At 62.9% G+C, this 24,820-nt stretch carries 25 protein-coding genes; 14 read left to right on the top strand and 11 right to left on the bottom strand.

Annotated elements, in window-relative coordinates:
* Positions 1 to 18 precede the first annotated feature (18 nt).
* The 5 genes from RCI06_RS07725 to RCI06_RS07705 are packed head-to-tail and all read left to right on the top strand — an operon-like array spanning position 19 to position 4,464.
* Positions 19 to 1,047 carry an aldo/keto reductase gene (locus tag RCI06_RS07725; protein WP_172439121.1) on the top strand — a complete coding sequence of 343 codons (1,029 nt, stop codon included), beginning with the start codon at positions 19 to 21 and terminating at the stop codon, positions 1,045 to 1,047.
* Positions 1,047 to 1,694 (top strand): transaldolase family protein, encoded by a 648-nt coding sequence (locus RCI06_RS07720; RefSeq protein WP_101548518.1) that lies wholly within the window; start codon positions 1,047 to 1,049, stop codon positions 1,692 to 1,694. The genes RCI06_RS07725 and RCI06_RS07720 overlap by 1 nt, the downstream gene beginning before the upstream one ends.
* Before the next feature lie 11 nt (positions 1,695 to 1,705).
* Complete coding sequence (locus RCI06_RS07715; protein WP_306575415.1) at positions 1,706 to 2,524, top strand: sugar phosphate isomerase/epimerase; 819 nt, start codon at positions 1,706 to 1,708, stop codon at positions 2,522 to 2,524.
* 31 nt (positions 2,525 to 2,555) lie between these two features.
* Entirely contained in the window at positions 2,556 to 3,332 is a 777-nt protein-coding gene (locus RCI06_RS07710) for an SDR family oxidoreductase (RefSeq protein WP_306575412.1), read from the top strand.
* A 22-nt stretch (positions 3,333 to 3,354) separates the two neighbouring features.
* Positions 3,355 to 4,464 (top strand): Gfo/Idh/MocA family protein, encoded by a 1,110-nt coding sequence (locus RCI06_RS07705; protein WP_306575409.1) that lies wholly within the window; start codon positions 3,355 to 3,357, stop codon positions 4,462 to 4,464.
* A gap of 173 nt (positions 4,465 to 4,637) precedes the next feature.
* Here RCI06_RS07705 and RCI06_RS07700 read toward each other — a convergent pair whose 3' ends face one another.
* From RCI06_RS07700 to RCI06_RS07685, 4 genes are read right to left on the bottom strand one after another with little or no spacing between them, the layout of a single operon-like run.
* Positions 4,638 to 5,684, bottom strand: coding sequence for an alcohol dehydrogenase catalytic domain-containing protein (locus tag RCI06_RS07700; protein ID WP_306575407.1), 1,047 nt, complete (start codon positions 5,682 to 5,684; stop codon positions 4,638 to 4,640).
* A 41-nt stretch (positions 5,685 to 5,725) separates the two neighbouring features.
* Complete coding sequence (locus tag RCI06_RS07695) at positions 5,726 to 7,180, bottom strand: aldehyde dehydrogenase (RefSeq protein ID WP_306575404.1); 1,455 nt, start codon at positions 7,178 to 7,180, stop codon at positions 5,726 to 5,728.
* A gap of 20 nt (positions 7,181 to 7,200) precedes the next feature.
* Positions 7,201 to 8,652 (bottom strand): L-fuculokinase, encoded by a 1,452-nt coding sequence (locus RCI06_RS07690; protein ID WP_306575402.1) that lies wholly within the window; start codon positions 8,650 to 8,652, stop codon positions 7,201 to 7,203.
* 4 nt (positions 8,653 to 8,656) lie between these two features.
* Positions 8,657 to 9,700 carry a 2-hydroxyacid dehydrogenase gene (locus RCI06_RS07685; RefSeq protein WP_306575399.1) on the bottom strand — a complete coding sequence of 348 codons (1,044 nt, stop codon included), beginning with the start codon at positions 9,698 to 9,700 and terminating at the stop codon, positions 8,657 to 8,659.
* 300 nt (positions 9,701 to 10,000) lie between these two features.
* Between RCI06_RS07685 and RCI06_RS07680 the strand changes: the two genes are divergently transcribed.
* From RCI06_RS07680 to RCI06_RS07650, 7 genes are all read left to right on the top strand, one after another.
* Complete coding sequence (locus RCI06_RS07680; protein ID WP_306575396.1) at positions 10,001 to 11,041, top strand: NAD(P)-dependent alcohol dehydrogenase; 1,041 nt, start codon at positions 10,001 to 10,003, stop codon at positions 11,039 to 11,041.
* 80 nt (positions 11,042 to 11,121) lie between these two features.
* Positions 11,122 to 12,063 carry a carbohydrate kinase family protein gene (locus tag RCI06_RS07675; protein WP_306575394.1) on the top strand — a complete coding sequence of 314 codons (942 nt, stop codon included), beginning with the start codon at positions 11,122 to 11,124 and terminating at the stop codon, positions 12,061 to 12,063.
* Positions 12,064 to 12,077: 14 nt separating this feature from the next.
* Positions 12,078 to 13,526, top strand: a complete 1,449-nt coding sequence (locus RCI06_RS07670; RefSeq protein WP_306575392.1) for an aldehyde dehydrogenase — start codon at positions 12,078 to 12,080, stop codon at positions 13,524 to 13,526.
* A gap of 18 nt (positions 13,527 to 13,544) precedes the next feature.
* Entirely contained in the window at positions 13,545 to 14,207 is a 663-nt protein-coding gene (locus RCI06_RS07665) for a class II aldolase/adducin family protein (protein WP_306575389.1), read from the top strand.
* Between the two features lie 5 nt (positions 14,208 to 14,212).
* Positions 14,213 to 15,691: a rhamnulokinase family protein gene (locus RCI06_RS07660; RefSeq protein WP_306575386.1), complete on the top strand. Its 1,479-nt coding sequence runs from the start codon at positions 14,213 to 14,215 to the stop codon at positions 15,689 to 15,691.
* A gap of 20 nt (positions 15,692 to 15,711) precedes the next feature.
* Positions 15,712 to 16,584 carry a class II fructose-bisphosphate aldolase gene (locus RCI06_RS07655; protein WP_306575383.1) on the top strand — a complete coding sequence of 291 codons (873 nt, stop codon included), beginning with the start codon at positions 15,712 to 15,714 and terminating at the stop codon, positions 16,582 to 16,584.
* A gap of 154 nt (positions 16,585 to 16,738) precedes the next feature.
* Complete coding sequence (locus RCI06_RS07650) at positions 16,739 to 17,896, top strand: sugar MFS transporter (RefSeq protein WP_306575380.1); 1,158 nt, start codon at positions 16,739 to 16,741, stop codon at positions 17,894 to 17,896.
* A gap of 54 nt (positions 17,897 to 17,950) precedes the next feature.
* Here the strand turns inward: RCI06_RS07650 and RCI06_RS07645 are convergent, their stop codons facing one another.
* The 4 genes from RCI06_RS07645 to RCI06_RS07630 form a co-directional block, all read right to left on the bottom strand.
* Complete coding sequence (locus RCI06_RS07645) at positions 17,951 to 19,600, bottom strand: glutamine--tRNA ligase/YqeY domain fusion protein (RefSeq protein ID WP_306575377.1); 1,650 nt, start codon at positions 19,598 to 19,600, stop codon at positions 17,951 to 17,953.
* Positions 19,601 to 19,617: 17 nt separating this feature from the next.
* Positions 19,618 to 21,273 (bottom strand): glutamate--tRNA ligase, encoded by a 1,656-nt coding sequence (gene gltX / locus RCI06_RS07640; protein ID WP_101548553.1) that lies wholly within the window; start codon positions 21,271 to 21,273, stop codon positions 19,618 to 19,620.
* Positions 21,274 to 21,334: 61 nt separating this feature from the next.
* On the bottom strand, positions 21,335 to 21,763 hold the full coding sequence (ruvX, locus tag RCI06_RS07635; protein WP_306575374.1) for a Holliday junction resolvase RuvX: 429 nt from the start codon (positions 21,761 to 21,763) through the stop codon (positions 21,335 to 21,337).
* Positions 21,760 to 22,503, bottom strand: a complete 744-nt coding sequence (locus RCI06_RS07630) for a histidine phosphatase family protein (protein WP_276871380.1) — start codon at positions 22,501 to 22,503, stop codon at positions 21,760 to 21,762. Before RCI06_RS07630 ends, ruvX begins: the two co-directional genes overlap by 4 nt.
* Positions 22,504 to 22,754: 251 nt before the next feature.
* Between RCI06_RS07630 and RCI06_RS07625 the strand changes: the two genes are divergently transcribed.
* On the top strand, positions 22,755 to 23,279 hold the full coding sequence (locus RCI06_RS07625; protein WP_306575371.1) for a QueT transporter family protein: 525 nt from the start codon (positions 22,755 to 22,757) through the stop codon (positions 23,277 to 23,279).
* 152 nt (positions 23,280 to 23,431) lie between these two features.
* Here the strand turns inward: RCI06_RS07625 and RCI06_RS07620 are convergent, their stop codons facing one another.
* A complete protein-coding gene (locus tag RCI06_RS07620) occupies positions 23,432 to 23,620 on the bottom strand; it encodes a ferredoxin (protein WP_101548561.1) in 189 nt (62 codons plus the stop codon).
* 122 nt (positions 23,621 to 23,742) lie between these two features.
* Here RCI06_RS07620 and RCI06_RS07615 point away from each other — a divergent pair, with 122 nt between their 5' ends.
* Positions 23,743 to 24,168 (top strand): hypothetical protein, encoded by a 426-nt coding sequence (locus tag RCI06_RS07615; RefSeq protein ID WP_276871387.1) that lies wholly within the window; start codon positions 23,743 to 23,745, stop codon positions 24,166 to 24,168.
* Here the strand turns inward: RCI06_RS07615 and RCI06_RS07610 are convergent.
* Together RCI06_RS07610 and RCI06_RS07605 are read right to left on the bottom strand one after the other, a co-directional pair.
* Positions 24,160 to 24,360 (bottom strand): DUF6774 domain-containing protein, encoded by a 201-nt coding sequence (locus RCI06_RS07610; protein ID WP_306575368.1) that lies wholly within the window; start codon positions 24,358 to 24,360, stop codon positions 24,160 to 24,162. The genes RCI06_RS07615 and RCI06_RS07610 overlap by 9 nt on opposite strands.
* 62 nt (positions 24,361 to 24,422) lie before the next feature.
* Positions 24,423 to 24,566: a hypothetical protein gene (locus RCI06_RS07605; RefSeq protein ID WP_172439125.1), complete on the bottom strand. Its 144-nt coding sequence runs from the start codon at positions 24,564 to 24,566 to the stop codon at positions 24,423 to 24,425.
* Positions 24,567 to 24,820: the final 254 nt, after the last annotated feature.

Here is a 24,820-nt window from a genome sequence, read left to right as displayed (position 1 = left end):
AGGTTGGGAAAAACGGGAATGGACGTCTCCGTTCTCGGTCTGGGATGCTACCAGTTCACGGAAGAATTCAACGTGATGCAGGACGCGGCGTATGAGATTCTGGACTACGCCATGGACAGCGGGATCACCTATTACGACACCGCTGAGATGTACGGCTGGGGGGAGAGCGAGGAGCTGCTCGGCAGGGCGCTCGCGCGCCACCGGGATAACCCCCGGCTGTGCTGCTCGACGAAGATGGGCTACTTCGAAAGGTCGGTCAAGGAGGAGTACGCCAACACGGTGCGGCAGACCTGCGTCGAGGCGTTCGTGGACCCGGTCAAAATGATGCGGGCGCTCAAGCACAGCATGTGGCTTTTGCAGAAGGACGTCATTGACATCTTCAATATCCACGAGCCCGACTGGCCGCAGTGGCAGATCGACTATGAGACCGCGTCGGGAGCCGCGATCGAGTTTTTGCTCGAGGCGAAGAAGGAGGGCCTGGTCAGGAGCGTCGGCTTCGGCGGATGGGACTACCACGGCCTCGCCCGGCTTGTGAAGTCGGGCAAGTTCGATTTCGTGCTCCCCGCGGGGGGGATGAGCCTCCTTTCAAAGCCCATCTACGACGAGCTCATCCCGGCGTGCGTGGAGCAGGGCGTGGGCGTCGCGCTCGGGGGCGGCTTCGGGCAGAACACGCCGTTTTTGATCGTCAAGGACCGGAGGTGGATGGAGCTTCTAAAGCCGATCGAGGACGAACGGGTCCAAAACGTCGTGAAGAAGCTGGAACGGATTTACCGGATTTCCGACGAGACGGGCATCTCCCTGCCCGAACTGACGATCCGGTATATCATAAACCACGAGGAGATCGCCACGCACGTCGCGGGCGCGCGGGAGCTCGCCCACGTCCGGCAGAACATCGAGTCGGCCGAAAAGGGGCCGCTCCCGCAGGACGTCTTCCGTGAGCTCGAGGAGGTCCAGGCGATCGGGGAGTGCCTGCCCATCTGGGACCTCAGGGACCTTTCACGCGAGCTTGTCAAAAAATTGGACCACTACACGGGAGGGAAAATCTGATGCTGCTTTACGCAGACTGCGCCAATATTGAGACGCTCAAAAAAATGGATGAGCTGGGGGTCCTCAGCGGGATCACGACGAATCCCGCCATCCTCGCCAGGGAGTCCGCGCCGCCGGTCCGGACGATCGCCAACATCTGCCGGGCGTTCCCCGGCTACCCCGTATTCGCGCAGGCCAACGCGATGGACTGCGGCGGGATGGTGGAGATGGCCGTATCCTACGCGGCCATCAGCCCGAGGGTGGTCGTCAAGATCCCGGCCTGCGTGGAGGGGTTCCGGGCGTTTCACAAAATCCGCGCCGAAAAACTGTTTGACAACGAGATCTGCATCACCACCGTGACGACCGCGGCGCAGGCGCTTCTCGCGTCCGCGGCGGGCGCCGACTACGTCGCCCCCTATGTCGGCGACATCGGGCAGATCGGCTACAGCGGGATGGACACCCTCGACGCGATCGTGGCCGTCGTGGCGGGCACGCATACGAAGGTCCTCGCCGCGGCGACGGAACGCGCGCAGGATATGACGGCTGCGGCCGCGCTGGGCGTGGATATCGCAACGATTACGCCGGACGCGGCCTTTGCCGCGCTGGAAAAACCGTATCCGGTCACCGAGTGGTATTTGAAGCTGTTCACCGAAGCCGCGAAAGGATGAGGAGTGGGACAATGGGAAGATTTCAATACGGCGTGTGCGAGTGGTCCCTGAAAGCGCGGGGCAGAGAGCTCTGCCGGATCGCCGCAGAACAAAAACTCGATTGCTTACAGCTTGGCGTCGGCGAGGAGGTGTTGGCGGGGCAGGGCCTCGGCAGCCCGGCCGTGATCGAGGCGTACCGGCAGGGGAGTGCGGAATATGGGGTGGATATCTGTTCCCTGTCCCCCCAGTTCGTGGACCAGTACAGCTTTACGATGCCGCAGGGCGCGGAGGAGGAACGGATCGCGGCCGAACTGGTCGACCGGACGATCGACCTCTGCGGGGAATTCGGCTGCAAGTCGTTTCTGCTGCCCGTGCTGGGCAAAAACGGCATCTGCGACGGGCCGTCCTTCCACCGGGCGGCGGCATATATCAAACGGTTCAGCGAAAAAGCCGCGGAGAGGGGCATCGAGACCCATCTGGAAATCAACCAGAGCGTGGAGCAGGTCCACAACCTCCTGGACGCGGTGGATAACCCGATGGTCAAGATCTTCTTTGATTCGCAGAACCTCTATGTGTACGACGGAACGTCCATGGCGCGGTATTTTACCGCGCTGGCCGGCCTGATCGGCGGCGTCCACCTGAAGGACGGCGTCGGCCCCATGCTCTCGGGCTCGCTGCTGGGGGAGGGGACCTCCGGGTTCTTCCGCACGGCGCGGGCGATCCTCGACAGCGATTACAAGGGGTGCCTGATTCTGGAAAGCGTCTATGACAAGGCGTCCGTATGCGGCCGGGGTGCCCCGGAGGAGCTGCTGGCGAGGGACGCCGCCCTGCTGCACAGGGTCTTCGACTGACCCTTTATTTTAAATTCGGGGAGGAAACGCATTGAAAGACAGGCTCAATTTGTTTGATCTGACCGGCCAGAAGGCCATCGTGACCGGCGGGAACCAGGGTATGGGCAGGGAGGTCGCGCGGTATTTTGCCTATTACGGCGCGGAGGTATGCCTTGTCGACCTGGCGAAAAACCTGGAGGACACGGCGCGCGGGCTGGCGGAGGAGACGGGCGGCGTATTCCATTCGGTCGTCGGAGACCTCTCCGCGTCCGGGGCGAGAAAGGCCGCCTACGACGCGGCGCTGGACTCGCTCGGCGGAAGGCTGGACATCCTCGTCAACTGCGCGGGCATCCAGATCCTGCACAAGGCGGAGGAGTTCCCCTTCGAGGACTACCGGAAGGTGATGGACGTCAACCTTGACGCGGTGTTCGAGCTCACCCAGCTCGCCGGCAGGACGATGCTCCCGCAGGGAAGCGGCAAGATCATCAACTTCGCCTCCATGACCAGCTTTATCGCGGGGCTCAACGTCGTCCCCTACACGGCCTCGAAGGGCGGCGTGATGCAGCTTACCAAAGCGTTCTCCAACGAGTGGGCGGGCAAGGGCATCCAGGTCAATGCAATCGCGCCCGGGTACATCATGACGAAAATGAATTGGGAGTTCTTCCACGATAAGCAGGCGAGCGGCGGAATCTTCCGGAGGATCGCCATGGGACGCTGGGGCGAGCCGGAGGATATCGCGGCGGCGGTCCTGTTTTTGGCGTCGAAGGCCGCCGGCTATATGACGGGCGTCACGATGCCGGTCGACGGCGGCTTCCTCGCGATGGAATAGCACCGGGAATGGGAGGCTGGTTATGGGAAAATTGAGAATCGGGATCATCGGCTGCGGCTCGATCGCGCGGGTGAAACACGTAAGGGCGCTGTTACAGTTCCCGGACCGCTGCGAGATCACCGCGTTGGCGGATATGCAGCCGGCGGCGGCATACAGCCTCCGGGAGGACCTGCTGCCCGGCGCGAAGGTCTATGAGGACTTTGAAGAGCTCCTGAACGATCCCTCCGTGGACGCGGTCCACATCTGTACGCCCAACCATTCGCACTGCGAAATCGCGGTCAAGGCCCTCAACGCGGGCAAGCACGTCATGTGCGAAAAGCCGATGGCCGAAAGCTACGCGGACGCGTGCAGGATGGTGGAGGCCGCGAAGAAAAACCAGAGGAAGCTCACCGTCGGCTACCAGAACCGGTTCCGGGACGACTCGCAGGCTGTCCACGCGGCCGCGCGCGCGGGCGACCTGGGAGAGATCTACTACGCGAAGGCGCACGCCACGCGCAGAAAAAAGGTCCCCACATGGGGCCGCTTCCTTTCGATGGAGGCGCAGGGCGGCGGGCCGCTGATCGATATCGGCACCCACGCCATCGACCTCGCCCTGTGGTTTATGGATAACTATGAGATCGCGTCGGTCACGGCCGCGGCGTTCAAGGGCCTGGTCGACGACCCGGCCGGCAACGTGTGGGGCCCTTGGGATCCCGCCAAATTCGAGGTGGAGGACTCGGCGTTCGGCTTTATCCGCATGAAAAACGGCGCGCTCCTCAGCGTGGAGGCGTCCTGGGCGCTCAACATTCCCGACGCGCGGGAAGCGTGCGTGACGGTGTGCGGAACAAAGGGCGGGGCGCAGCAGCTGCAGGGCGACTACGGCCCGGGCTCCTACCGGTGGAAGCTGGTGAAGGCGGAATACGACCGGCTCGTCACGGTCACGCCCGACGGCCCGGAAAAGTTCATCCCGATGGGCGATCTGGCCGACGAGGTGCTCTCCCTCGCGCCGGTCCGGGAGATGGACAGCTGGCTCACCGATTTGGAGGGCGGCAGGCCGCACGCGGTCCGCGCCGAACAGGCCGCCGCCGTGGTCAGGGTGATCGAAACGATGTATGAATCTGCGAGGCAGGGCAGGACGGTCCGCCTCGACTGACCAAAATGGAAGGAAGCGGGCCCCCGCGCCGTCCGGGGCGGAGACCCGCTTCCATTTCCGCCCGTCTGCGGCGAAACGCGGACAGGGCAATTACGGGCGCGGAGTCCGCGTCCGTAATTGCCCTGTGCAACGGGAATCCGTGCCTGCCGGGGGTTCCTCCGGGGTAGGGGGACCTATCCGGCGTTCGGATGGATGATGATCTTGATGACGTCTTTTTCGTGCATCACCCGGTCGAGGCCGTCGAAATAATGGTCGAGGTCGTATTCGCCGCTGATCAGCGCCTTGGCGTTGACCTTGCCCGAGGCGATGGCGTCCACCGCCCTGCCGAAGTCGCCCACCTGGCTGAGGGAAGAGTAATAGGTGAGCTCCCGGTCCCAGAACTCGTTGAAGGGGAAGCGGAGCGTCGGACGCTCGCCGCGGTAGTAGCCGTAGCCGAGAATCCGCCCGCCCATCTTCATGAGCCTGGGGGTGGAGTAGACGAGCTCCTCGGCGCCCGTGGCGTCGAAGAGGCAGTCGAACCCGAGCGGATAGCGGGAAAGCAGCTTCTTCTCATGCTTGGAATAGTCGCCGCGGTCCATCAAAACGGTTTCGATCCCGAGCGCCTTGACCTTTTCCAGTTTGGCCACGGACGACGCGCAGACCACGACGTGGTTCGCGTTGCTGTGCGACGCCAGCATCGCGAGGATCATGCCCATCGGGCCGGCGCCCATGACGAGCACGTCGTCGCCGTAGCGGATGTTCATCTGATCCATGGAGTGCATGCAGCAGGCGACAGGCTCGGAAAGACAGCCCTCGTTGAAGCTGACGTGATCCGGCAGCCGGACCGCCTTGCCCTCGGCGACCTTCACATATTCCGCGAAGCCGCCGTCCGCCTTGTTCCCCAGGTTCCGCTTGTCCGGGCAGTGGATGAAATCACCTTTTTTGCAGTAATGGCAGACGCCGCAGGGAACGGTGTTGTCGGCGGTGACCCGGTCGCCCACCCGGAAGGTCGTGACGGCGTCGCCGACCTCATGGACATAGCCGGCGAACTCATGGCCCGGGATCAGCGGATACCCGGAGCAGCTGCTCCCGCCGGGCGCCTCGTGGTCCGCCTCGACGCCGTGGCAGATGCTGCAGCTCATCACCCTGATGACAATGTCATGGCTCCCGCAGACGGGATCGGGCATCTCGCGGATCGACGCGTTTTCCCTGAGCGGCTTTTCATAATACAGCGCTTTCATAGCTTTCTCCTTCCCAGTCGGGGCGCGGCGCGCCGGAGCGATCAGGACTCGTGATATTTTTTCATGGCGTACCGGAAGATGATGGATTTCTCCTGCGTCACCTCTTCCAGGACGGAGGACATGCACTCGCGGCTGTTCCCGCTCATCTTCTTGCCGCCGCCGAAGGGCAGCTCCTGCGCGCGGAACCCGCCGGAACCGTTGACGGCGACCATGCCCGTTCTTAAACTCGCGGCCACCTTCATGGCGTCCTGGAAGTCGTTCGTGATGACGCCCGAGCTGAGGCCGTAGTCGGAGGTCTCAGCGATCTCAATCGCTTCATCCAGCGTCTGGAAGGTGAAGATGGGGAAGACCGGTCCAAAGATCTCCATGTTTTTGCAGATATCCATATCCTTCGTGCAGTTGTCGAGCACCGTGGGCATGTAATACGCGCCCCTCCGGATGCCGCCGTACACCAGCTTGGCGCCCTGGCCGATGGTGTGCCGCACCTGCTGCTCGACCTCTTTGGCGGCCGCTTCGCTGATCAGCACGCCGAAGTCGGTCTCGAGATCCATCAGGTCGCCCTCCTTCACCGTTTTCAGGCGCTCCTCGATCAGCCGGGTGACAAATTCGTCCTTGATCGACTCGTGGACGATGAACCGTTTTGCGCCCGAGCAGCACTGTCCCGCGTTCCGCGTCTTGTCGCCCGCCTCGTTGACGGCCAGGTCCATGTCGCAGTCCGCGCAGATGATGAGCGGATCGTTGCCGCCAAGCTCGAACTTATAGGCGGTGAGGTTTTCGGCGGCATGCCGGGCGATCTCCTTGCCCGCCTCCACGCCGCCCGTGAGGTTGAGCTGGGCGATGCTGGGGTTGTCGGAAATCCAGTTGCCGACGGTGGAGCCGCGGCCGGTGACGCACTGCACGGCGCCCGGCGTAACGCCCGCCTCCACCAGAAGCCCCATGAGCTTTAAGACGGTGAGCGGATTGGAGGTCGCGGGCTTCACGACGATGGCGTTGCCCGCCATCAGCGCCGGACCCGCCTTAAACGCCCAGAGGGCGGCCGGGAAATTGAAGGGGACGATGCAGGCGATGACGCCGAGCGGCTCGTGCACCGTCACCTGGAGGTCGTCGTCGTAGCCGCCCTCGATGCCCATGGGCATCGTCTTCCCGTATTGGTGCTTGACGATCTCGATGGAGCTCTCGAACGTCATGTAGACGGAGTCGATCTCGCCGTAGGAGTCGAAGATCGGCTTGCCCGTCTCGAGCGTGAGGGTCCTGGCGAGCTCGTCCCGGTACTCCGTGAGGAGCTCCAGATACCTGCGCAGGATTTTCGCGCGCTCGCGGACGATGACCCGGTTCCACTGCTTCTGGGCCGTGACGGCGTCGGCGATGGCGCGGTCGACGTCCTCCTTAGCGGCGTTGGGCACCGTCTCAAGCAGCTTGCCGTCGTAGGGGTTGGTGACGTCGATGGTCGCCCGGTTGGCGGCGTCCACCCAGTTTCCGCTGATCAGCATTTTCATGGTTTCGCTCTCCTTTTCGATCATTGATAATAGCGTTTGCGTTCTTTGAGATAACTGTTGAACCGTTCCTGGTAGGCGGCGCTGATCGCCGGATTGGGAACGAAAGTGTCCGACACCCGGACCATCCGGGAGATGGCCTCCGTATAGCCCGAATAGAAGCCGATTCCCACGGCGCCCAGAATCGCCGCGCCCACGGAGGAGACCTCGGAATTCAGCACCCGCCGCACCTCCTTTTGCAGGAGGTCGGATTTGAGCTGGAGCCATTTGGAGGAGCCGGAACCGCCGCCCCCGCAGTAGAGGGCCTCGCAGGGAGCGCCGACCGTTTTTTCGATCCCCTCGGCCACCTCCTTGATCCGGTAGGTGATCCCCTCGATGATCGCCTGATAGACGGCGTGGTTCGGCATGGAGGTGTCGAAGCCGGTGAGCGCGCAGCTCGTCTTGTCGTTGCTCATGAGGAAGGCGACGCGCGACGACGCGTCGAAGCGGATCTGCTCCTCCATCTCGGCGAACAGGTTCCCGCCGCCCCGGTAAATTTCGTTCCGGTACCAGGAGATGTACCTGCCGGCGATGGCCGCGCCGTTGATGGAGTGGGTGTCCCGGGAAAACGCGCAGCCCAGTTCGGCGGGCGTGCAGACTGCCGTGGGAGCCCTGCCCCGCGAGAAGCTTCCGAGCATTTCGTAGGTCCCGGAAACGTCGCCGAAGATCCGGTCCCGCTCCGGATTGACCCCGAGCCCCAGAAATCCGCACTCCGCGTCGTGCGCGCCAAGGACGATGGGAATCTCGCGGGGCAGCCGGACATCGCCGATCCGGTCCAGACTTGCCAGGACGCAGGCGGAATCGTGGACCTCGCCGCCCGCCTGTGACACATCGATGCCGATGCAGGAGGCGATGGTATCCGACCACTCCTTCCCGACGACGTCAAAAAGGGATTTTCTGCAGGCCAGCGTGTAGTCGATGTGGACGCCGAGCCCCATCCTGCAAAGGAGGTATTCCTGAATGCTCAGGTAACGGCGGGCCCTCTGGTACACGTCGGGCTCATGGCGCTTGAGCCATAGGATTTTGGAGCACAGGAGGGTCGAAAAACAGGGCCCGCCGGTGATGGCGCGGAATTTTTCATCCCCGACGAGGTAGGTGATCTCCTCGGCCTCGCGCCGGGCGCGCGTGTCGAACGCCATGATCATGTTCCGTAAGGGCTTCAGGTCTCCGTCCACGGGGACCAGCGAGTCGCCCATCACCGAGAAGCTGACGCAAGCGATCTCACAGAGCCCGCGGCACGCCTCGAGGGCCTCGCAAAGGGAGTCCTGGAGGTTTTTCCAGATCATGTCCGCGTCCATCTCGCACCGGCCGATGCCGGTGTTCAGCCAGAGGTTCTTCCTGGACGCCCCGGTGAGGATGCCGCCGTCCTCCAGATCGATGAGGTTTGTCCGGACGTTCGACGTGCCGACGTCGATGACGAGAACCGCTCTTTTCATCGCCTCATCCCTGCCTGACATGGACCATCGGCTCGCCTCGGAAGTACCGGTCAAGGTCCTTGAGCAGGACGGCGATCGAGTTGCCCGCGACATTGCTCGTCGTCCCCGCGAGGTGGGGGGTGAGTGTGACGTTGTCGAGCTTGAGAAGGGGGTTGTCCGGGTTGATCGGCTCGTGGGAGAAGACGTCGAGGGCGGCCCCGGCGATCCGATGGTCCCGCAGGACCTCGATCAGGGCGTCTTCGTCGATGAGCCCCGCGCGGGCGGTGTTGATAAAGAACGCGGAGGGCTTCATCCTCCGGAACTCTTCGCGCCCGAGCATACCCCTGCTCTCCTCGCTGAGGCGGGCGTGTATGGTGATAAAGTCGGAGGTTTCCAGCAGCCGGTCAAGCGATACGGGCTCCGCGCCGAGCGCGCGCACCTTTTCCGCGGGCATGTAATTTTCATAGGCGATGATCCGGCACCCGAACGCCCGCAGGCGCTCCGCGACCATCTGGCCGATCGCGCCGTATCCGATGATCCCGACGGTCTTGTCGGCAAGGTTGTGGGAATAGGGGTAATTGCGGAACCGGACGACCCAGCTGCCGCCGTTGGCGGTGAGGGAGCTTCTCGCGATGTTCCGGGACTCGGCGATGATCATGCCGACCGTGTAATCCGCGACGGGCGCGGCGACCCGGCCGGGGGAGCAGACGACGGCCACGCCGCGCTCCCCGGCGCAGGCGAGGTTGACGTTCTCCACGCCGCTTCTCGTCACCCCGATCAGCTTGAGGCGCTTCGCGGCCTCGATGACCCGGGAGCCGATCGCCACAAAATCGGTGACAATGATGTCCGCGCCGGCCGCCTTTTCAAGCAGCTCCGCAGGGGGCGTAAACCATTCGGGGCCCGCCGTCTCAGTCTTCAGGATATACTGGGCCCGCTCGTTTTCATCCGCTCCCATGGAGATCTCAATGATGTCCACGTCAACGTCATAGGGGGCGAAGCGGTACAGGTTCTCGCGGACGTCCTGTTCGGTAATCGAGAAGTCCGCGACGAATAAGAGCTTTTGTCTCAAGGCGGTCACCCACTTAATATAGTTTTAATAATAATTATAATATAAATATTTGCTTACACGATTATAGCAGTATTAAATCAGAAAAGCAATAGAAGGAGAAACATTTTGTTAGATAAATTTGCTGAAAAATCAGCATTATATTGGGATTTTACATATTCCACAAAATTCAGGCGGGATATTCTCCCGAAAAATAAAACCCTCGGCGTATTGACATTTGACGTTTCTTTGGTATAGTTATAGCAGAACAATTTGGAATTTATTATTATACTTAAAATAAATGATAAAGAAAGGGAAGATACTATGGTCAACAAAGCAGCGGTCGTCATGGAGAACCGGAAGATCGAAATTATGGACACCCCCATGCCGGAAATGAAGCCCGGATATGTAAAGGTGAAAGTGGGATATTGCGGCGTGTGTGGTTCCGACGTTCACTTCTATTCCTTCGGGGAGCCCGACTTCCCGGACGTCTACCCCTTCATCATCGGGCATGAGTTCGCGGGCACGGTGGTGGAAGTGGCCGACGGCGTCAAGGATCTCAAGGTCGGAGACCGGGTCTGCGTCGAGCCGGGAACCTTCTGCGGCAAATGCGAGTGGTGCAAAAAGGGCAAATACAACCTCTGCAAGGAGATGGAGTTCCTTTCGGCCCCGCGCACGAAGGGCGCGATGAGGGAGTACATCACGCATCCCGCGGAGCTCTGCTTCAAGCTCCCGGACAACGTGTCGACGATGGAAGGCGCCCTGGTGGAGCCGCTCGCGGTCGGCATGAACTCGGTCGTCCGTTCGGGCATCCAGGTGGGCGATTCGGCGGTCGTGCTCGGAACAGGCTGCATCGGCCTCGTCACGATCATGTCGCTGAAGGCGGCCGGGGTCACGGACATCACCGCCGTCGACCTCTACGACATCAGGCTGGAAAAGGCCCTCGAGGTCGGCGCGACGCGCGTCATCAACACCACGGATAAGGATTCCGTCGCCGAGGTGCTCAAGTATTACGACGGCATCGGCCCCGACTATGTGTTCGAGACGGCGGGAAGCCGCTATACGGCGGAGGCCGCGGTCTACATCTGCAAAAAGGGCGGCGTCATCATGCAGGTCGGCAACGTGGTCGGCGAGACGTCTCTGAACCTCCAGAAGATGTGCGACAAGGAGCTCACGCTCATGACCAATTTCCGCTACCGCAACATCTATCCCACCTGCGTCGAGGCGATCGCGGCCGGCCGGATCAACGTGAAGGACATCGTCTCCAAGGTCTATCCGCTCGACGACGCGATGGAGGCGTTCGAGGACTGCATCAGCAAACGGCAGTCGATGGTCAAGGCGGTGCTCAAAATCAGCGAGGACTGACCGGAAGCCGCAACAAGCGGGGAAGCCGGACGCCGTCCGGCTTCCCCGCCCGAATTGATTGTACAGGGGGAGGCCGCCTCATGAATAAAGTCATCTGCGTCGGCAACGCGGTTGTCGACATCATCGTAAAGAACGGCCCGGATCGGACGCCCGACGGCATGACGCAGTTTTCCGAGAGCATCGACATGTATGTGGGCGGAGACGCGGTCAACGAGGCTGTCGGGCTCGCGGCGATGGGCAACGACGTGAAGCTCTACACGGCGATCGGCGACGACGCGCTGGGCAGCGCCTTCATGAGCCTGATCGAGGGCTACGGGATCCCGACGGACGGCGTCGTCCGGGACCGGGAGCACAGCACGACGGCGACCGTCGTCACCGTCGGGGCCGACGGCGAGCACGGATGCATGACCCTCCGCAACGGTGCCGCGGGGAACATGCGCTACAGCACGGATGTGTTCGACATCGATTTTGCGGGCGCCAGGCTGGTTTCCGTCGCCAGCCTTTTCTGGAGCAGGGGCCAGACCGATGCGGATTTGACGGCGCTGCTGAAAAAGGCGAAGGAAGCGGGCGCGCTGACGATGGCGGACATGGTCCTCGACCAGTCGCAGATGTCCCTGGAGGATATCGCGGGCGCGATGAAATATCTGGATTACCTGGTCCCGAGCTATCATGAAGCGTCCTACTTCACGGGCAAGGATTCTCCCGAGGAGATCGCGGACGAATTCCACAGGCGGGGCGTCAAGACGGTCGTCCTGAAGATGGGCGCGCAGGGCGTCTTCGCAAGCTCGGAAGGCAGGACATACCGCGTCGGCACGATCGCGGACCGGGTGGTTGACACGCTGGGGGCCGGAGACAACTTTGTGGCCGGCTTCATCACGGGGATCGTGGACGGAAAAAGCATGGAGGAAGCGCTCTGCTTCGGGTCCGCCGCGTCGGCAATCGCGATCAGCCAGTATGGCGCGAGCGGCGCGATCAAGAGCAAACAACAGGTTCAGGACTACCTGGACGCCCACAGAAAATAGAAGGAGATTATGCTATGAAAATGATCATCAACGGTCAGAAGGCCGACTCTTCCGACGGCAGGACCCAAAACGTGGTCAACCCTGCGACGCTGCAGGTGATCGATACGGTCCCCTCCGCCACGGCGGAGGACATCACGAAGGCGGTTGACGGCGCGGTCGCCGCGCAGGAGGCCTGGGCGGCGCTTCCGGTCAGAGAACGCTGCGTCATCCTCCGCCGGTTCGCCGACCTGGTGATGGAGAGAAGGCTCGAGCTGGGCGAAATCCTCGCCAAGGAAGCCGGCAAGCCGTACATGAAGGAGGCCGTGTGGGAGCTCGATTCCGTGGCGTACGTATACCGCGGCGCGTGCGACGTTGCGATGCACTACTACGGATCGACCATGCCGATCGGCACGGAGCCGGGATACGACGACGACCTCCAAATCACGATCCACGAGCCGCTCGGAACCCTCGCCTGCATCATCCCCTACAACTTCCCGCCCGCCATCTGGGCGTTCAAGACGGCCGCGGCGCTTGCCGCGGGCAACACGATCGTGGTCAAGGCGCCCTCCTATGACCCGATGACGCTTCTCGTGCTGCACGAGATGCTCCACGAAGCGGGCCTCCCCGCGGGCGTGGCGCAGTGCCTGACCGGAAGGGGCTCCGTCGTGGGAGACTGCCTCGTCGACGACCCGCGGATCGCGTGCGTCAACTTCACCGGAAGCACGGACGCCGGCCTCAGCATTGCGGCGACCGCCGCGAAGCACCTCACCGACTACAAGTTCGAGCTCGGCGGCAACGACCCGTTCATCGTGTTCGAGGACGCCGACATGGACCTGGTGATCAAGGAGGCCGAGGACCAGGCGCGGAACAACCGCCAGTGCTGCACCGGCTCCAAGAGGTTCCTGGTACATAACTCCCTGAAGGAGGAATTCATCCGCAGGCTCAGCGCCGAGCTGGATAAGCTCGTGATCGGCGACCCGATGGACCCGAAGGTCAACATGGGCCCGATGATCTCGGAGAGGGCCGCCAGGCAGGTGGAGGAGCAGGTCAACCTGACGGTCGCGCAGGGCGCCAGGATCGTGCGCGGCGGCAAGCGCAGCGGCGCGTTCTACGAGCCCACCATCCTTACCGATGTGGCGCCCGACACGGATATCGCGCGCGACATGGAGGTGTTCGGCCCCGTGTGGCCGGTGATCGGCTTCGACACGGTCGACGAAGCGGTCGGGATTGCCAACAGCTCACATTACGGGCTCGGAGGCGGGCTTTTCTCCCGGAACATCTACACCTGCATCCAGGTGGCCAAGAGGCTGAAAACCGGCCACATCGCCATCAACGGCTCGGGCAACTTCCGCGCGGCGGAGCTCCCGTTCGGCGGCGGCAGGAAGATGAGCGGCAACAGCCGTGAATCCCTTTCCCGGGTCATGGACGAGGTGACGCAGCTCAAATCGATCGTGTTCCGGTATGCGTTCAACGAGAGAAAGTGAACAGAGGAATCCAAATACATGTATTACAGCGATGAAGAAGCAAAGCAGTTGATCTGTGAATACGGAAAGCGCGTGTACCGGCAGGGGATGGTGGCCGGGAACGAGGGCAACATCTCCGTGCGGACGGGCGCCGACGCCGTGTGGGTGACCCCCACCGGCGTAAGCAAAAACGACCTCACGCCGGAGATGCTGTCCAAGACCGACCTCGACGGAAACCTCATCATCGCCGGCAGCCTCCCGGTCTCGTCCGAATCGAAGATGCATTACGGGGTTTACCGGGAGAGCGGCAAGGCCGGCGCGGTGTTCCATACGCACGCCACCTTCGCCACCGCCTTCGCATGCAGCGGGAAACGCGTCAACACCAGGATGCTCCCCGAGCTGCTGGGGCTCTTCGGCGAAGAGATCCGGGTCGCCCCTTACGGCCGTCCGGGAACCTTTGAACTTCCCGAGGCGGTCCGGCCCTACGTCAAAACCAACCGGGCGGTGCTTATCGAGAACCACGGCGCGGTGACCTGGGCGGAGACGGTCCGCCAGGCCTACTACAACATGGAATTCCTGGAAAAGTGCTGCAAGATCTATGCGGTTGCAAACTTTATGATCGGCGGCGCGCACGACATCCCCAACGAGGAAAGCATCCGGGAGCAGTTGGCGGCTTTTCAAAAAGACGCCATGGGTGGATGACCGCCATGTCAACATCTTATCTTGCGATAGACGTCGGCGGCGGTAGCGGGAGAGGCATCGTGGGCACGCTGGAGGGCCGGCGGCTCACGCTGCGGGAGGTGCACAGGTTCGCCAACTACCACGTCCCCGTGGCCGGCAGGGATTACTGGGACCTCTTCCACCTCTTCCACGAGATGATCGAATGCGTCCGCAGGGCGCAGAGGGAGCACGGAGACCTCTCCAGCTTCTGCGTGGACCTGTGGGGCAACGACATCGCGTTCCTCGACAAAAACGGTCAGCCGATCGGATATCCGTGGTGTACGCGCAATTCCGACGGGAGCGCCATGGAGGCGTTCTTCCGGGACGTGATGCCGCCGGAAGCGTACTTCATGCAGTGCGGCAGCCAGGTGCGGCGCGGCAACGCGGTGTTTCAGCTGTACGAGCGGATGCTCGAAAGGGACCCGGCCCTCGCCCATGCGGAAAGGATCCTCACGCTTCCCGACCTGTTCGGGTACTTCTTTACGGGCAGGGCCTACTCGGAGTTTACGATCGCCACGACGACCCAGCTGATCGACCCGTTTACGGGGGGCTGGAACGGGCGCCTGATCCGGGCGCTCGGGCTTCCGGAGCACCTCTTTGGGGAGATTATCCTGCCCGGCACGAGGCGGTACGACCTCCTGCCCGGGGTGCTTCCGGAGGCGGCGGGCCGCCTGAAATACGCGCCCGCCGCGTCGCACGACACGGCGTCCGCCGTCACGACGCTGACCGTGGCGCCGGACGAGGCGTTCTGCTCGAGCGGCACCTGGTCGATCATCGGGGCGGAATGCGACGGCCCGACGATCAACAGGGAGGTTCTCGCGTACAACTTCTCCAACGAGGGATGCGCGGACGGCAGGTGGAGGCTCCAGAAGGACATCATGGGCATGTGGTGCATGCAGAATCTTCACCGCGGCCTTTGCGAAACCGCCGGGCCCCTCTCCTGGGATGAGATCGTCCGGCAGGCGGAGGCGGCGGAGCCGTTCCGGTCGCTGGTCAATTTGGAGGAGCCCGTGTTCGTCAGCGACGCGGACCCCGCGGAGACGCTCCGCGCCTACTGCGGGAAGACGGGACAGCCGGTCCCGGCCGCGCTCGGAGAAATTGCGAGGTGCGTCTACGAAAGCATGGCGCTCCAGTACCGGCAGACCCTCGCGCAGCTGCGGGAGCTCTCGGGCAGGGAGTTCACAAAACTCCGGATTGTCGGCGGAGGAGGAAAAAACGGCTTCCTCAACCAGATGATTGCGGACGCTGCGCGGATGCGGGTGGAAGCCGGGCCGTACGAGAGCGCGTCGGTCGGCGGCATCCTCCTGCAGGCGGCGGCGGAGGGCAAAATCCAAACGGCGGATTTCCCGGAGATCGTCCGGTCGTCGTTCGAGGTCAGGACCTTTACGCCCCGGAAGGAGCGCGCGCCGCTCTGGGACGCGGCGGCGGACCGGTACCGGGAATATTGCGGCAAAATGGTTCTATGAAATAACAGGAGGCTATCAATATGGGACTGGTAACATTAACGGAAATCCTGAAGGAAAGCGTGGAGAAAAAGTACGCGGTAGGCGCGTTCGACACGCTGGACGACAACTTCACGGAGGCCATCGTCGCGGCGGCGGAGGAAGAGGGGCTCCCGGTCATCCTGATGGTGCCCAACTTCTTTGCCGACGACAGGGACGAGCGGCAGATGAGCTTTTACTTCAACCGGCTGCTGGACCGCTGCCAGCGGGCGACGGTTCCCGTCTGCCTGCATCTGGACCACGGCAACAGCTTCGCCTGCTGCGTCAAAGCCATCCACGGCGGCTGCACGTCGATCATGTTTGACGGCTCGGCGCTCCCGGTGGAGGAAAACATGGCCATCACCAGGGAGCTCGTCAGGATTGCCCACAGCTGCGGCGTGAGCGTTGAAGCGGAAATCGGCCACGTGGGCAGCCCCGAGGGCGGGGAGCTGGAAGCCAGCGACGTGGACACCTCCAAGTACACCAAGCCGGAGGACGCGAAGCGGTTCGTCGAGGAGACGGGCGTGGACGCCCTCGCCGTCGCCGTCGGCACGGTGCACGGCCTCTTCAAGGGGACTCCGAAGATCGACACGGAGCGGCTGGACCAGATCCGTGAGCTCGTCAAGATCCCGCTCGTCCTACATGGCGGATCGGGGCTTCCCGAGTCGGAATTCCGCGCGGCGATCGAGCACGGCATCAACAAGATCAACTTCTTTACCGGCCTTTCGCTCGCGGCGTCGGGCGCGATCGACGCGAAGCTGAAGGAGTTCAACGGCAAGATCCACTATATCGAGCTCATCAACGCCGCGCACGAGGCGTGCAAGGCCGCCGTCAAAGAGCAGATGCGGATTTTCGGAACGCTTCCGCTTGACATCTGATCATCAAAGGCCCCGTCGGCTTCGCCGGCGGGGAAAGGGCTGTCGCTTTGGAATCGGCACATGGGAGGAAATCGGTGCGCCGTTCCGGGGCGGCAGCTCTGTCAGCCGCTCCGAAAGAACAAACAACGCAACCGTGATTTGAAAGTGAGACGACATGTCGCTTTATTTCCTGATCGTACTGTTCATCACATTTGCCGCCTCGGGACTCCAGTACTCCGTGCTGGGGTCCGTCTGGCCGATCGTCTACAGGGACTTTGGCGTGGCGCTCTCCCTCGTCGGCTATGTGAACATGATCATCGCCGCCGGCCGGGTCGTCGCCAGCGTCTACACCGACCGCCTGGTCGGGAAATACGGGACGCACAAGGTCGCGTCCTTTGGTTTTGTCCTCATATGCCTGGGGCTCTTTGGGTACGCGAACTGCCGGTCCTATGCGATGCTCTGCATCATCAGCATCCCGCTCGGGTTCGGCGAGGATTTTTTTCTCTGCTCGATCAATACCTTTTCGGCGCTGCACCTGCGGGCAAAATACGCGAACTGGCTCAACATGGTGTGGAGCCTCGGCGCCACGGCGGGCCCCTATATCATGAGCCTCTGCCTGGCCGGGGGCGCCGCGTGGAACGCGGGCTACCTTGTCCTGGCCCTCATCCAGACCGGCGTCCTCCTGCTGTTTTTGTCCTCCCGCGGCAAGTGGAAGGAGATCCCTTCCGTTGAAGTCTGTTCCCCGGGGACGAGAAGGAAGCCCATGCGGGAGGCGATCAGGCTGAAGGGCATGCCGGTGATGGTCGCGGCGCTCTTCTGCTATACGGCGATCGAGACCACGTCGGCGCTTTGGGCGAGCAGCTACATCACGATCAGAAAAGGGCTGCCGGACGACGTCGGCGCGCTGGGGACGACCTTTCTCTTCCTCGGGATGACGGTGGGGAGGTTCGCGAGCGGGTTCATATCCGACCGGCTGGGCGACAAGCGGATGATGCACATCGGTCAGGCCCTCATTGCCGCGGGCTCGCTCGCCCTGTTCCTGCTCTCCGGAAGGACCGCGGTGCTCGCGTCGATGGCGGTCCTCGGGTTTGGGTGCGCGCCGGTCTTCCCCTGCTTCATCCATTATGTCCCGCAGGTCTTTGGAATCGAGGATACGGGCAGCGCGGTCAGCCTCCTGATGGGCAGCTCGCAGCTCGCCACGCTGCTGATGCCGATTGCGTTCGGATGGATCGCCGACCTCGGCGGCATGGGGTTCTACCCGTTCTTTCAGATCTTTTTCGCGGCGGCCATGATGGCGGCGCTGGTTTACCAGAGAAAACATGCAACGGCATAAAAAAGCGGCAGCGGATGTCCTTGGACATCCGCCGCCGTATTTTCATATTTCGCGTCACTTCTCGACCTTGAAGCTGTCCTTGAGCGTGACAATGCGGTTAAAGGTGTCGGGGTTTTTGCTGTCCTTGCAGAAGTAGCCCATGCGCACGAACTGGAAGCGGTCGCCCGGCTGCGCGCCGGCGAGGGACGCCTCGAGCTTGCAGTGGTGCAGCTCGGTGAGGGAAGCGGGGTTCAGGTAGTCGAGGTAGTTGGTGCCCTCGGGCACGGCGTTGACGTCCTCGAGGGTGAAGAGATTCTCGTAGAGCATCACGCGCGCGTCGCAGGCGTGCGCGGCGGAGACCCAGTGGATGGTGCCGCGCACCTTGCGGCCGTCGGCGGGCATGCCGTTGGCCGTTTCGAGGTCGGCGGTGCAGCGCAGCTCGGCGACGTTGCCGTCCGCGTCCTTGACGACCTCGTTGCACTTCACGATGTAGGCGCCCATCAGCCGGACCTCGCCGCCCGGCTTCAGCCGCTGGAACTTGGGCGGCGGCACCTCGGCGAAGTCGGTGCGCTCGATGTAGCACTCCCGCGTAAAGACGACCTCGCGGGTCCCGGCCTCGGGGTCGACGGGGTTGTTGGCGACCGCGAAGGTCTCCTCCTTCCCCTCGGGGTAGTTTTCAATGACGACCCGGATGGGATCGAGCACCGCCATGCGGCGGGGAGCCGCGGCGTTGAGCTCCTCGCGGATGCAGTATTCGAGCAGCTTCTGATCGACGAGGCTGTTGGTTTTGGCGATGCCCGCGCGCTGCACGAACTCAAAGATCGCGCTCGGGGTGTAGCCCCGGCGGCGCAGGCCGCAGAGGGTGGGCATACGCGGGTCGTCCCAGCCGTCGACACGGCCGGTCTCGACCAATTCGCGCAGATAGCGCTTGCTCATGACCGTGTTCGTGATGTTGAGCCGGGCGAACTCCCGCTGCTTGGGCTTGGGGTCGAAGCCGATGTTGTCCACCACCCACTCGTAGAGGGGCCGGTGGTTCTCGAACTCGAGGGAGCACATCGAATGGGTGATCCCTTCGATTGCGTCCTGTATAGGATGCGCAAAATCATACAGCGGGTAGATGCACCACCGATCCCCCTGCCGGTGGTGATGGGCGCGCACGATGCGGTAGATCGCGGGGTCGCGCAGGTTGAGGTTGGGGGAGGCCATGTCGATCTTGGCGCGCAGGGTGCGGGAGCCGTCGGGGAATTCGCCGTTCTTCATCCGCTCGAAGAGGTCGAGGTTCTCCTCGGCCGAGCGGTTCCGGTAGGGGCTTTCGCGTCCCGGCTGGGTGAGGGTGCCGCGGTATTCGCGCATCTCGTCGGCCGTCAGGTCGCAGACGTAGGCCTTGCCGTCCCGGATGAGCTGGACCGCGTACTCGTAGCACTGGTCGAAATAGTCGGAGCCGTAGAAGATGCCGTCGGGGTTGGCGCCCAGCCAGCGCAGGTCCTCCTCGATCGACTCGACGAACTCGGTGTCCTCCTTGACGGGATTGGTGTCGTCGTAGCGGAGGTTGAAGAGCCCGCCGTATTTTTTCGCGATGAAGTAGTTGATGAAGATCGCCTTGGCGGAGCCGATGTGCAGGTAGCCGTTGGGCTCGGGTGGGAACCGGGTGTGGATTCGCGCCGAAAAGCCGTTTTTGAGGTCCTCGTCGATGATCTCGGTCAAAAAATTAGGAGCGATTTCCATAGGGCACACGTCCTCTTTCAGTTCAGATTTTCCGCCGCGGAGCCGAGCCGCCGGAGCACCCGCTCCCGGCCGAGCAGCCGCATGATCTCGTACATGTCGGGGGAGTTCTGCCGTCCGGTGACGGCCACGCGGAGCACCATGCTCACATCCGCGACGCTGCCGGGATAGGCGGAGGGATTCTGCTTGTAGTCCTTCATGTTGGCGGCGTAGCCGAGCCGCTCGGCGAGCGCCTTGATCCTGTCGAACCAGACGCCGCTGTCGTCCGCGGGGTCGTAGATTGCGGCGTATTCGTCGAGGATGCGCTTCGCGTCGGCGGCGGAGACGTTTTCGGGGTAGGCGCCGTCGCAGGCGAAGAGCTCGTCGAAGAAGAAGCTCAGATACTCCTTGGCGCCGCTCCACACGGCGATGTCCTTGCGGGGCTTTTTGCCGCCGCGGCCGATCGACAGGATCGCCTCGGTGTAGGCGGGGTCGCGCTCGAGCAGCGCGCAGAAGCCGGGGTCGTATTCCCGCGCCCAGGCGGTGAGCCTGTCCGCGACCTCGGCGGCGGACATGCGGGAGATGACGTTTTTGGAGACGTCGCCCAGTTTTTCGATGTCGAAGAGCGCGCCTGAGACACCCATCTTCTTGGTGTTGAAAGGAAATTTATCGAGCGGGGCGTCGGGGTTCGCGAGCCTCCAGTCCTCGAAATTGGAGTTTAAGAGGGTCATGAGGTACTCCTTGACCGCCGCCACGCAGTAGCCCTGCCGCTGGTAGAAGTCGAGCGCGAGTTCGGGGTCCTTGCGCTTGGAGAGCTTGCGCTTATTGCCGTTTTCCAGCTTCATGAGCTGGGCGGTGTGCACATATTTGGGCATCCTCCAGCCCATCGCGCCGAAAAGCTGGATGTGGATGGGCAGCGTCGCCAGCCACTCCTCGCCGCGCACGACGTGGGTCGTGCCCATCAGGTGGTCGTCGACGACGTGCGCAAAGTGGTAGGTGGGGATGCCGTCGCTTTTGAGGAGAACCACGTCCTGGTCGTTCTCGGGCAGCTCCATCGTGCCGCGCACGAGGTCGGTGAACTTGGTGCGGCGGCCGGGGTCGCCCTCGCTGCGGAAGCGCAGCACGAACGGCTCGCCCGCCGCGACACGGGATTCCACCTCGCTCAGGGGAGTGTCGCGGTGTACCGCCCAGCTCCCATAGTAGCCGAAATTCGCCTTTTCGGCGGCCTGCTTTTCGCGAATGGCTGCGAGCTCCTCCTCGGTGCAGAAGCAGGGATACGCCTTCCCCTGCCGGACGAGCCGTTTGGCGTAGGCCCGGTAGATCCCCTCGCGCTGACGCTGCCGGTAGGGGCCGTAGGCGCCGTTGTCGCCGTCGGCCGTCGCGCCCTCGTCGAAGGGAAGCTCGTAGTCGGAAAAGACCTTGAGGATCGTTTCGACCGCGCCGGGCACCTCGCGTTTCTGGTCGGTGTCCTCGATGCGCAGGTAGAAGACGCCGCCGCTCTGGTGGGCGAGGCGTTCGTCCGCGATCGCGCCGAAGAGGTTCCCGAGGTGCATGAAGCCGGTGGGGCTGGGGGCCATGCGGGTGACCTTAGCCCCCTCGGGCAGGCTGCGGGGCGGGTAGTCCGCCTCGATTTTGGCGATGGCCGCCTCCTCGTCGAGGCCGGGGAAGAGCAGGTCGGCAAGTGCGTTGTAGTCCATCAAAAAAAGCTCCTTTGCGGCTGTAATCACGCGGATAGTATACTACAATTTTCCACCGTTATCAATCTTCATCCGGATGATTGCGGCGGTAATTCATATAACTTTCGAGGATGATGGTGGCGGCCACCTCGTCGATGACCTCCTTGCGTTTTTTGCCGCGGGTGTTGGTGGCGTTGAGGTACCCCGTCGCGGAGACGGTGGTGCCGCGCTCGTCCCACAGGCGCACGGGGACGTTGACCAGCCGGGCGAGCTGGTCGGCGAAGTCGGCGCAGAGCTGGGCGCGGGGGCCCTCCGAGCCGTCCATATTGATGGGGTGCCCCACGATGACCATCTCCGCGCCGTATTCGCTGGCGGAGGAGGCGACCTTCTGGACCACGCTGCCGAAGTCCTTGTCGTGGATGACCCCAATGGGGGACGCGAGATATTCGGTGCGGTCGCAGCAGGCAAGGCCGGTGCGCGCGTCGCCGAAATCAACAGCCATGATCTTCATATCTTCACTCCTTTGGCGGCCTGGCCGCCGGCATCGGCATTTTCCCGCGCGGCATAGGCCGCGCGGTCCTCCTCGGTGACGGGGACGCTGCGCCACCAGTCCTGGAGCGCGAAGGTCGAGGCGGCCTCCGGCAGGTGGGAGGAGTCGTTGAGGTAGACCGGACGCGGCAGGAAATCGTCCCCGAATTCGATCCTGCTCACGGCGGTGTTGTCGCACCAGCCGACCTCGCCGATCCGCTCGATCGGCCAGCCCTGCGCGAAGCAGAGGTAGTTGCGGATGGCGCAGCCGTGGGAGGCGACGGCGACCGTCCCGCCCGCGTGCGCCCGCACGATGCGGCCGATGGTGTCCCGCATCCGCTCGTAGACGCTGCGCATGCTCTCGCCGCCCGGGGCCTCGAACGCCCACGGCTCGTTGTCCCAGCGCGCCTCCTCCACGGGGAAGCGCAGCGGCAGCTCCGCGAAGGGCACCCCCTCGAACGCGCCGCCGTTGATCTCCATGAGGCCGTCGTCGGTGACGATGGGCAGCCCGGCCGCGCGGTCGATCGCCTTCGCCGTCTCGTACGCCCGCTTGAGCGGGGAGGCGTAGACGGCGTCCAGCGGGATATCCGCGAACCGGCGGGCGAGGTATTCGAGCTGCCGGTAGCCCTTTTCGCTCACGTCGCTGTTGCTGTGTCCCTGAAAGGTCCGCCGCCAGTTGCCCTCGGCCTCCGCGTGGCGGACCAGATATAAGGTAGTGGTCAAACGATTTCACCCGATTCCAATGAATTCTCCGCGCGATCGCGGGCGCGGGCGGCAGGGCGCCCGCAAAACACACGCATAATTATACTATAAATCCGAGGGAATCACAATCCCGGGCTTGCTTTTTCCCGCGCCGGAAGCTAAAATAAGAAAGCCGCTTGCGCGGCGGTCAGTTCGCAACATCCTGACCTTAAACAAATACTAGGGGCGTCCGTGGAAAACCGCGGAAAGGCTCCGGAAAAGAGGAAAAAAACATGACAAGGCAAACCCCCAACATCCGGCGCATGGTCGTGGCGGCCATGATCGCCGCGGTCTACTGCGCCGTCAGCCTCCTGCTGCTGCCGCTCTCCTTCGGGGCGGTGCAGGTGCGCGTCTCGGAGGCGCTCACCCTGCTGCCCGTGCTGAGCCCGGACGCCATCGTCGGTGTGACGCTCGGCTGCGCGCTCACCAACGCCCTCGGCTCGTCGATGGGGCTGATCGACGTGGTGGTGGGCACCTCCGCCACCCTCATCTCCGCGCTCATGAGCTGGGCGCTGCGGAAGGCGCGCGTCTTCGGCCTTCCGGTGGCGTCGTCGCTGCCCCCCGTGCTCGTCAACGCCGTCTTCATCGGCGCGGAGATCACCCTCCTCTCCCCGGAGGGGTGGAACACGGGCGTTTTCCTGGCCACCGCGCTGTCGGTCGGCGCCGGCCAGCTGCTCTCCTGCTGCGTGCTCGGGCTGCTTCTCGTCTGGGCGCTGGAACGCAAGGGGCTGGGGGAACGGCTGTTCGGAAAATCTTAAAGGACAGAAAAAAGGCCTGCGGCTGTGCCGCAGGCCTTTTTCCGGGAAACGGTATTTAGTTTGTAAATTTATCCTACCATACGGCCGCGGAAAGGTCAATGGTAACATAATACTAGTCGTTCCGGTTAGAGAAATAAAAAGTAAGACTCAGCTCACTCAACATGGATGACCGAAACGGGGCAGCTCTCCTGCGCGGTGACGGCGCCCTTCTCCGCTTCATCCGGGACGGGATTCTGGTGCACGTCGGCCAGCCCGTCGTCCCCCATATGGAACACCTCGGGGCAGATTTCCACGCACATGCCGCAGGAGATGCAGCCGTCGCGGTCGATTTTGGCAATCATGACAGGTCCTCCTTCCGTAAAGATATCCCTATTCTTTCCCATCTTCGCCCAAATTATCCAAAGAAGGGGTTTGGACGGGCCGCGCCCGCATAAAATGGGAAAAAAGGGAAGGAGGCGCTGCGATGGTCGACCTGCATGTCCCTCTGCGGCAGGGGGTGCTCTTTGCGGTGGGCGGCGCGCTCTATTATCTGGTGGAGGTGCTCTGGCGGGGACATTCCGACTGGACGATGGCGGTGCTGGGAGGCGTCTGCTTTCTGCTGATCGGGCGGATTAACGAGCGGTGCGAGTGGTGCGTGGCGCTGCTCTCCCAGATGGTGCTGGCCTCGCTCATCGTCACAACGGCGGAATTCTGCGCGGGCATGGTCCTGAACATATGGCTGGAACTGGGGATCTGGGACTATTCCGGGATGCCCTATAACCTCTGCGGTCAGGTCTGCCTGCTTTATACGAACCTGTGGTTCCTGCTCTCCCTGCCGGCCATCGTCCTCGACGACTGGCTGCGCCACTGGTGGTTCGGCGAACGAAAGCCCGCCTACAAGCTACTCTGATACGTCCGGCCTTCCGGCGGGCGGGACCCGCCGGTTCTCCTCCAGCTCCCGCTGGAGCGCGATCGTCTCGAGCGTCTCGCCCAGCTGCACAAAGATGGAGCCGAGCACGTCGAGCTCGGTGTTGTTCGGATAGTCCTGCGCGATCGATACCGCGAGCGCGGTGATCGCGGTGACCAGTTCGTAGGAGTTCATGCGGTCACCTCCCCGCGCATCCTATGAAAAATCCCCCGGAAATGACACAGTGGAGGAAGAGCTTACTCTTCCTCCACAATGCTTTGGAGACATTCGATCAGGTCGTTCAGGGTGTAAAGACTGACGTCGCGGCGCAGGATCTCGTTTTTCAGCTCGATGGGGAGCGACTCGAACCGGTAGCGCAGCTTTGGATCGACATAGGACATGGTCCATCACCTCACTGGGAGTATGGGCCGCCTGCGGCGGGCTTAATCACCCGGCGGTTTTAGATTTGCCGCTCGTCGAGCGGAGGAGGTTGTCGGTAGTCGACCGACAGCGGTATTAGATTATCCGCTCATCAAGCGGCGCAGTTTGTCGGTAGTCGACTGACGGCAGGCTTAGATTATCCGCTCATCGAGCGGCGGGGTTGCCGGGTCCCGCCCCGGCGGGCGGCCCCATTTCTTGTACGGACAAGAAATGG

It is taken from the genome of Anaerotruncus massiliensis (ex Togo et al. 2026), assembly GCF_030825285.1.
Classification (GTDB): Bacteria; Bacillota; Clostridia; order Oscillospirales; family Ruminococcaceae; genus Anaerotruncus; species Anaerotruncus massiliensis.
The sequence above is the reverse complement of the archived record's forward strand: the minus strand, read 5'-3'. Positions and strand labels throughout refer to the sequence as shown.

What these genes read in the sequence shown, in the direction of transcription:
- RCI06_RS07725 (WP_172439121.1), top strand. Translation starts at nt 19, where the DNA reads ATGGACGTCTCCGTTCTCGGTCTGGGATGCTACCAGTTCACGGAAGAA.
- RCI06_RS07720 (WP_101548518.1), top strand. Translation starts at nt 1,047, where the DNA reads ATGCTGCTTTACGCAGACTGCGCCAATATTGAGACGCTCAAAAAAATG.
- RCI06_RS07715 (WP_306575415.1), top strand. Translation starts at nt 1,706, where the DNA reads ATGGGAAGATTTCAATACGGCGTGTGCGAGTGGTCCCTGAAAGCGCGG.
- RCI06_RS07705 (WP_306575409.1), top strand. Translation starts at nt 3,355, where the DNA reads ATGGGAAAATTGAGAATCGGGATCATCGGCTGCGGCTCGATCGCGCGG.
- RCI06_RS07700 (WP_306575407.1), bottom strand. Translation starts at nt 5,684, where the DNA reads ATGAAAGCGCTGTATTATGAAAAGCCGCTCAGGGAAAACGCGTCGATC.
- RCI06_RS07695 (WP_306575404.1), bottom strand. Translation starts at nt 7,180, where the DNA reads ATGAAAATGCTGATCAGCGGAAACTGGGTGGACGCCGCCAACCGGGCG.
- RCI06_RS07690 (WP_306575402.1), bottom strand. Translation starts at nt 8,652, where the DNA reads ATGAAAAGAGCGGTTCTCGTCATCGACGTCGGCACGTCGAACGTCCGG.
- RCI06_RS07680 (WP_306575396.1), top strand. Translation starts at nt 10,001, where the DNA reads ATGGTCAACAAAGCAGCGGTCGTCATGGAGAACCGGAAGATCGAAATT.
- RCI06_RS07675 (WP_306575394.1), top strand. Translation starts at nt 11,122, where the DNA reads ATGAATAAAGTCATCTGCGTCGGCAACGCGGTTGTCGACATCATCGTA.
- RCI06_RS07670 (WP_306575392.1), top strand. Translation starts at nt 12,078, where the DNA reads ATGAAAATGATCATCAACGGTCAGAAGGCCGACTCTTCCGACGGCAGG.
- RCI06_RS07665 (WP_306575389.1), top strand. Translation starts at nt 13,545, where the DNA reads ATGTATTACAGCGATGAAGAAGCAAAGCAGTTGATCTGTGAATACGGA.
- RCI06_RS07660 (WP_306575386.1), top strand. Translation starts at nt 14,213, where the DNA reads ATGTCAACATCTTATCTTGCGATAGACGTCGGCGGCGGTAGCGGGAGA.
- RCI06_RS07655 (WP_306575383.1), top strand. Translation starts at nt 15,712, where the DNA reads ATGGGACTGGTAACATTAACGGAAATCCTGAAGGAAAGCGTGGAGAAA.
- RCI06_RS07650 (WP_306575380.1), top strand. Translation starts at nt 16,739, where the DNA reads ATGTCGCTTTATTTCCTGATCGTACTGTTCATCACATTTGCCGCCTCG.
- RCI06_RS07645 (WP_306575377.1), bottom strand. Translation starts at nt 19,600, where the DNA reads ATGGAAATCGCTCCTAATTTTTTGACCGAGATCATCGACGAGGACCTC.
- gltX (WP_101548553.1), bottom strand. Translation starts at nt 21,273, where the DNA reads ATGGACTACAACGCACTTGCCGACCTGCTCTTCCCCGGCCTCGACGAG.
- ruvX (WP_306575374.1), bottom strand. Translation starts at nt 21,763, where the DNA reads ATGAAGATCATGGCTGTTGATTTCGGCGACGCGCGCACCGGCCTTGCC.
- RCI06_RS07625 (WP_306575371.1), top strand. Translation starts at nt 22,755, where the DNA reads ATGACAAGGCAAACCCCCAACATCCGGCGCATGGTCGTGGCGGCCATG.
- RCI06_RS07620 (WP_101548561.1), bottom strand. Translation starts at nt 23,620, where the DNA reads ATGATTGCCAAAATCGACCGCGACGGCTGCATCTCCTGCGGCATGTGC.
- RCI06_RS07615 (WP_276871387.1), top strand. Translation starts at nt 23,743, where the DNA reads ATGGTCGACCTGCATGTCCCTCTGCGGCAGGGGGTGCTCTTTGCGGTG.
- RCI06_RS07610 (WP_306575368.1), bottom strand. Translation starts at nt 24,360, where the DNA reads ATGAACTCCTACGAACTGGTCACCGCGATCACCGCGCTCGCGGTATCG.
- RCI06_RS07605 (WP_172439125.1), bottom strand. Translation starts at nt 24,566, where the DNA reads ATGTCCTATGTCGATCCAAAGCTGCGCTACCGGTTCGAGTCGCTCCCC.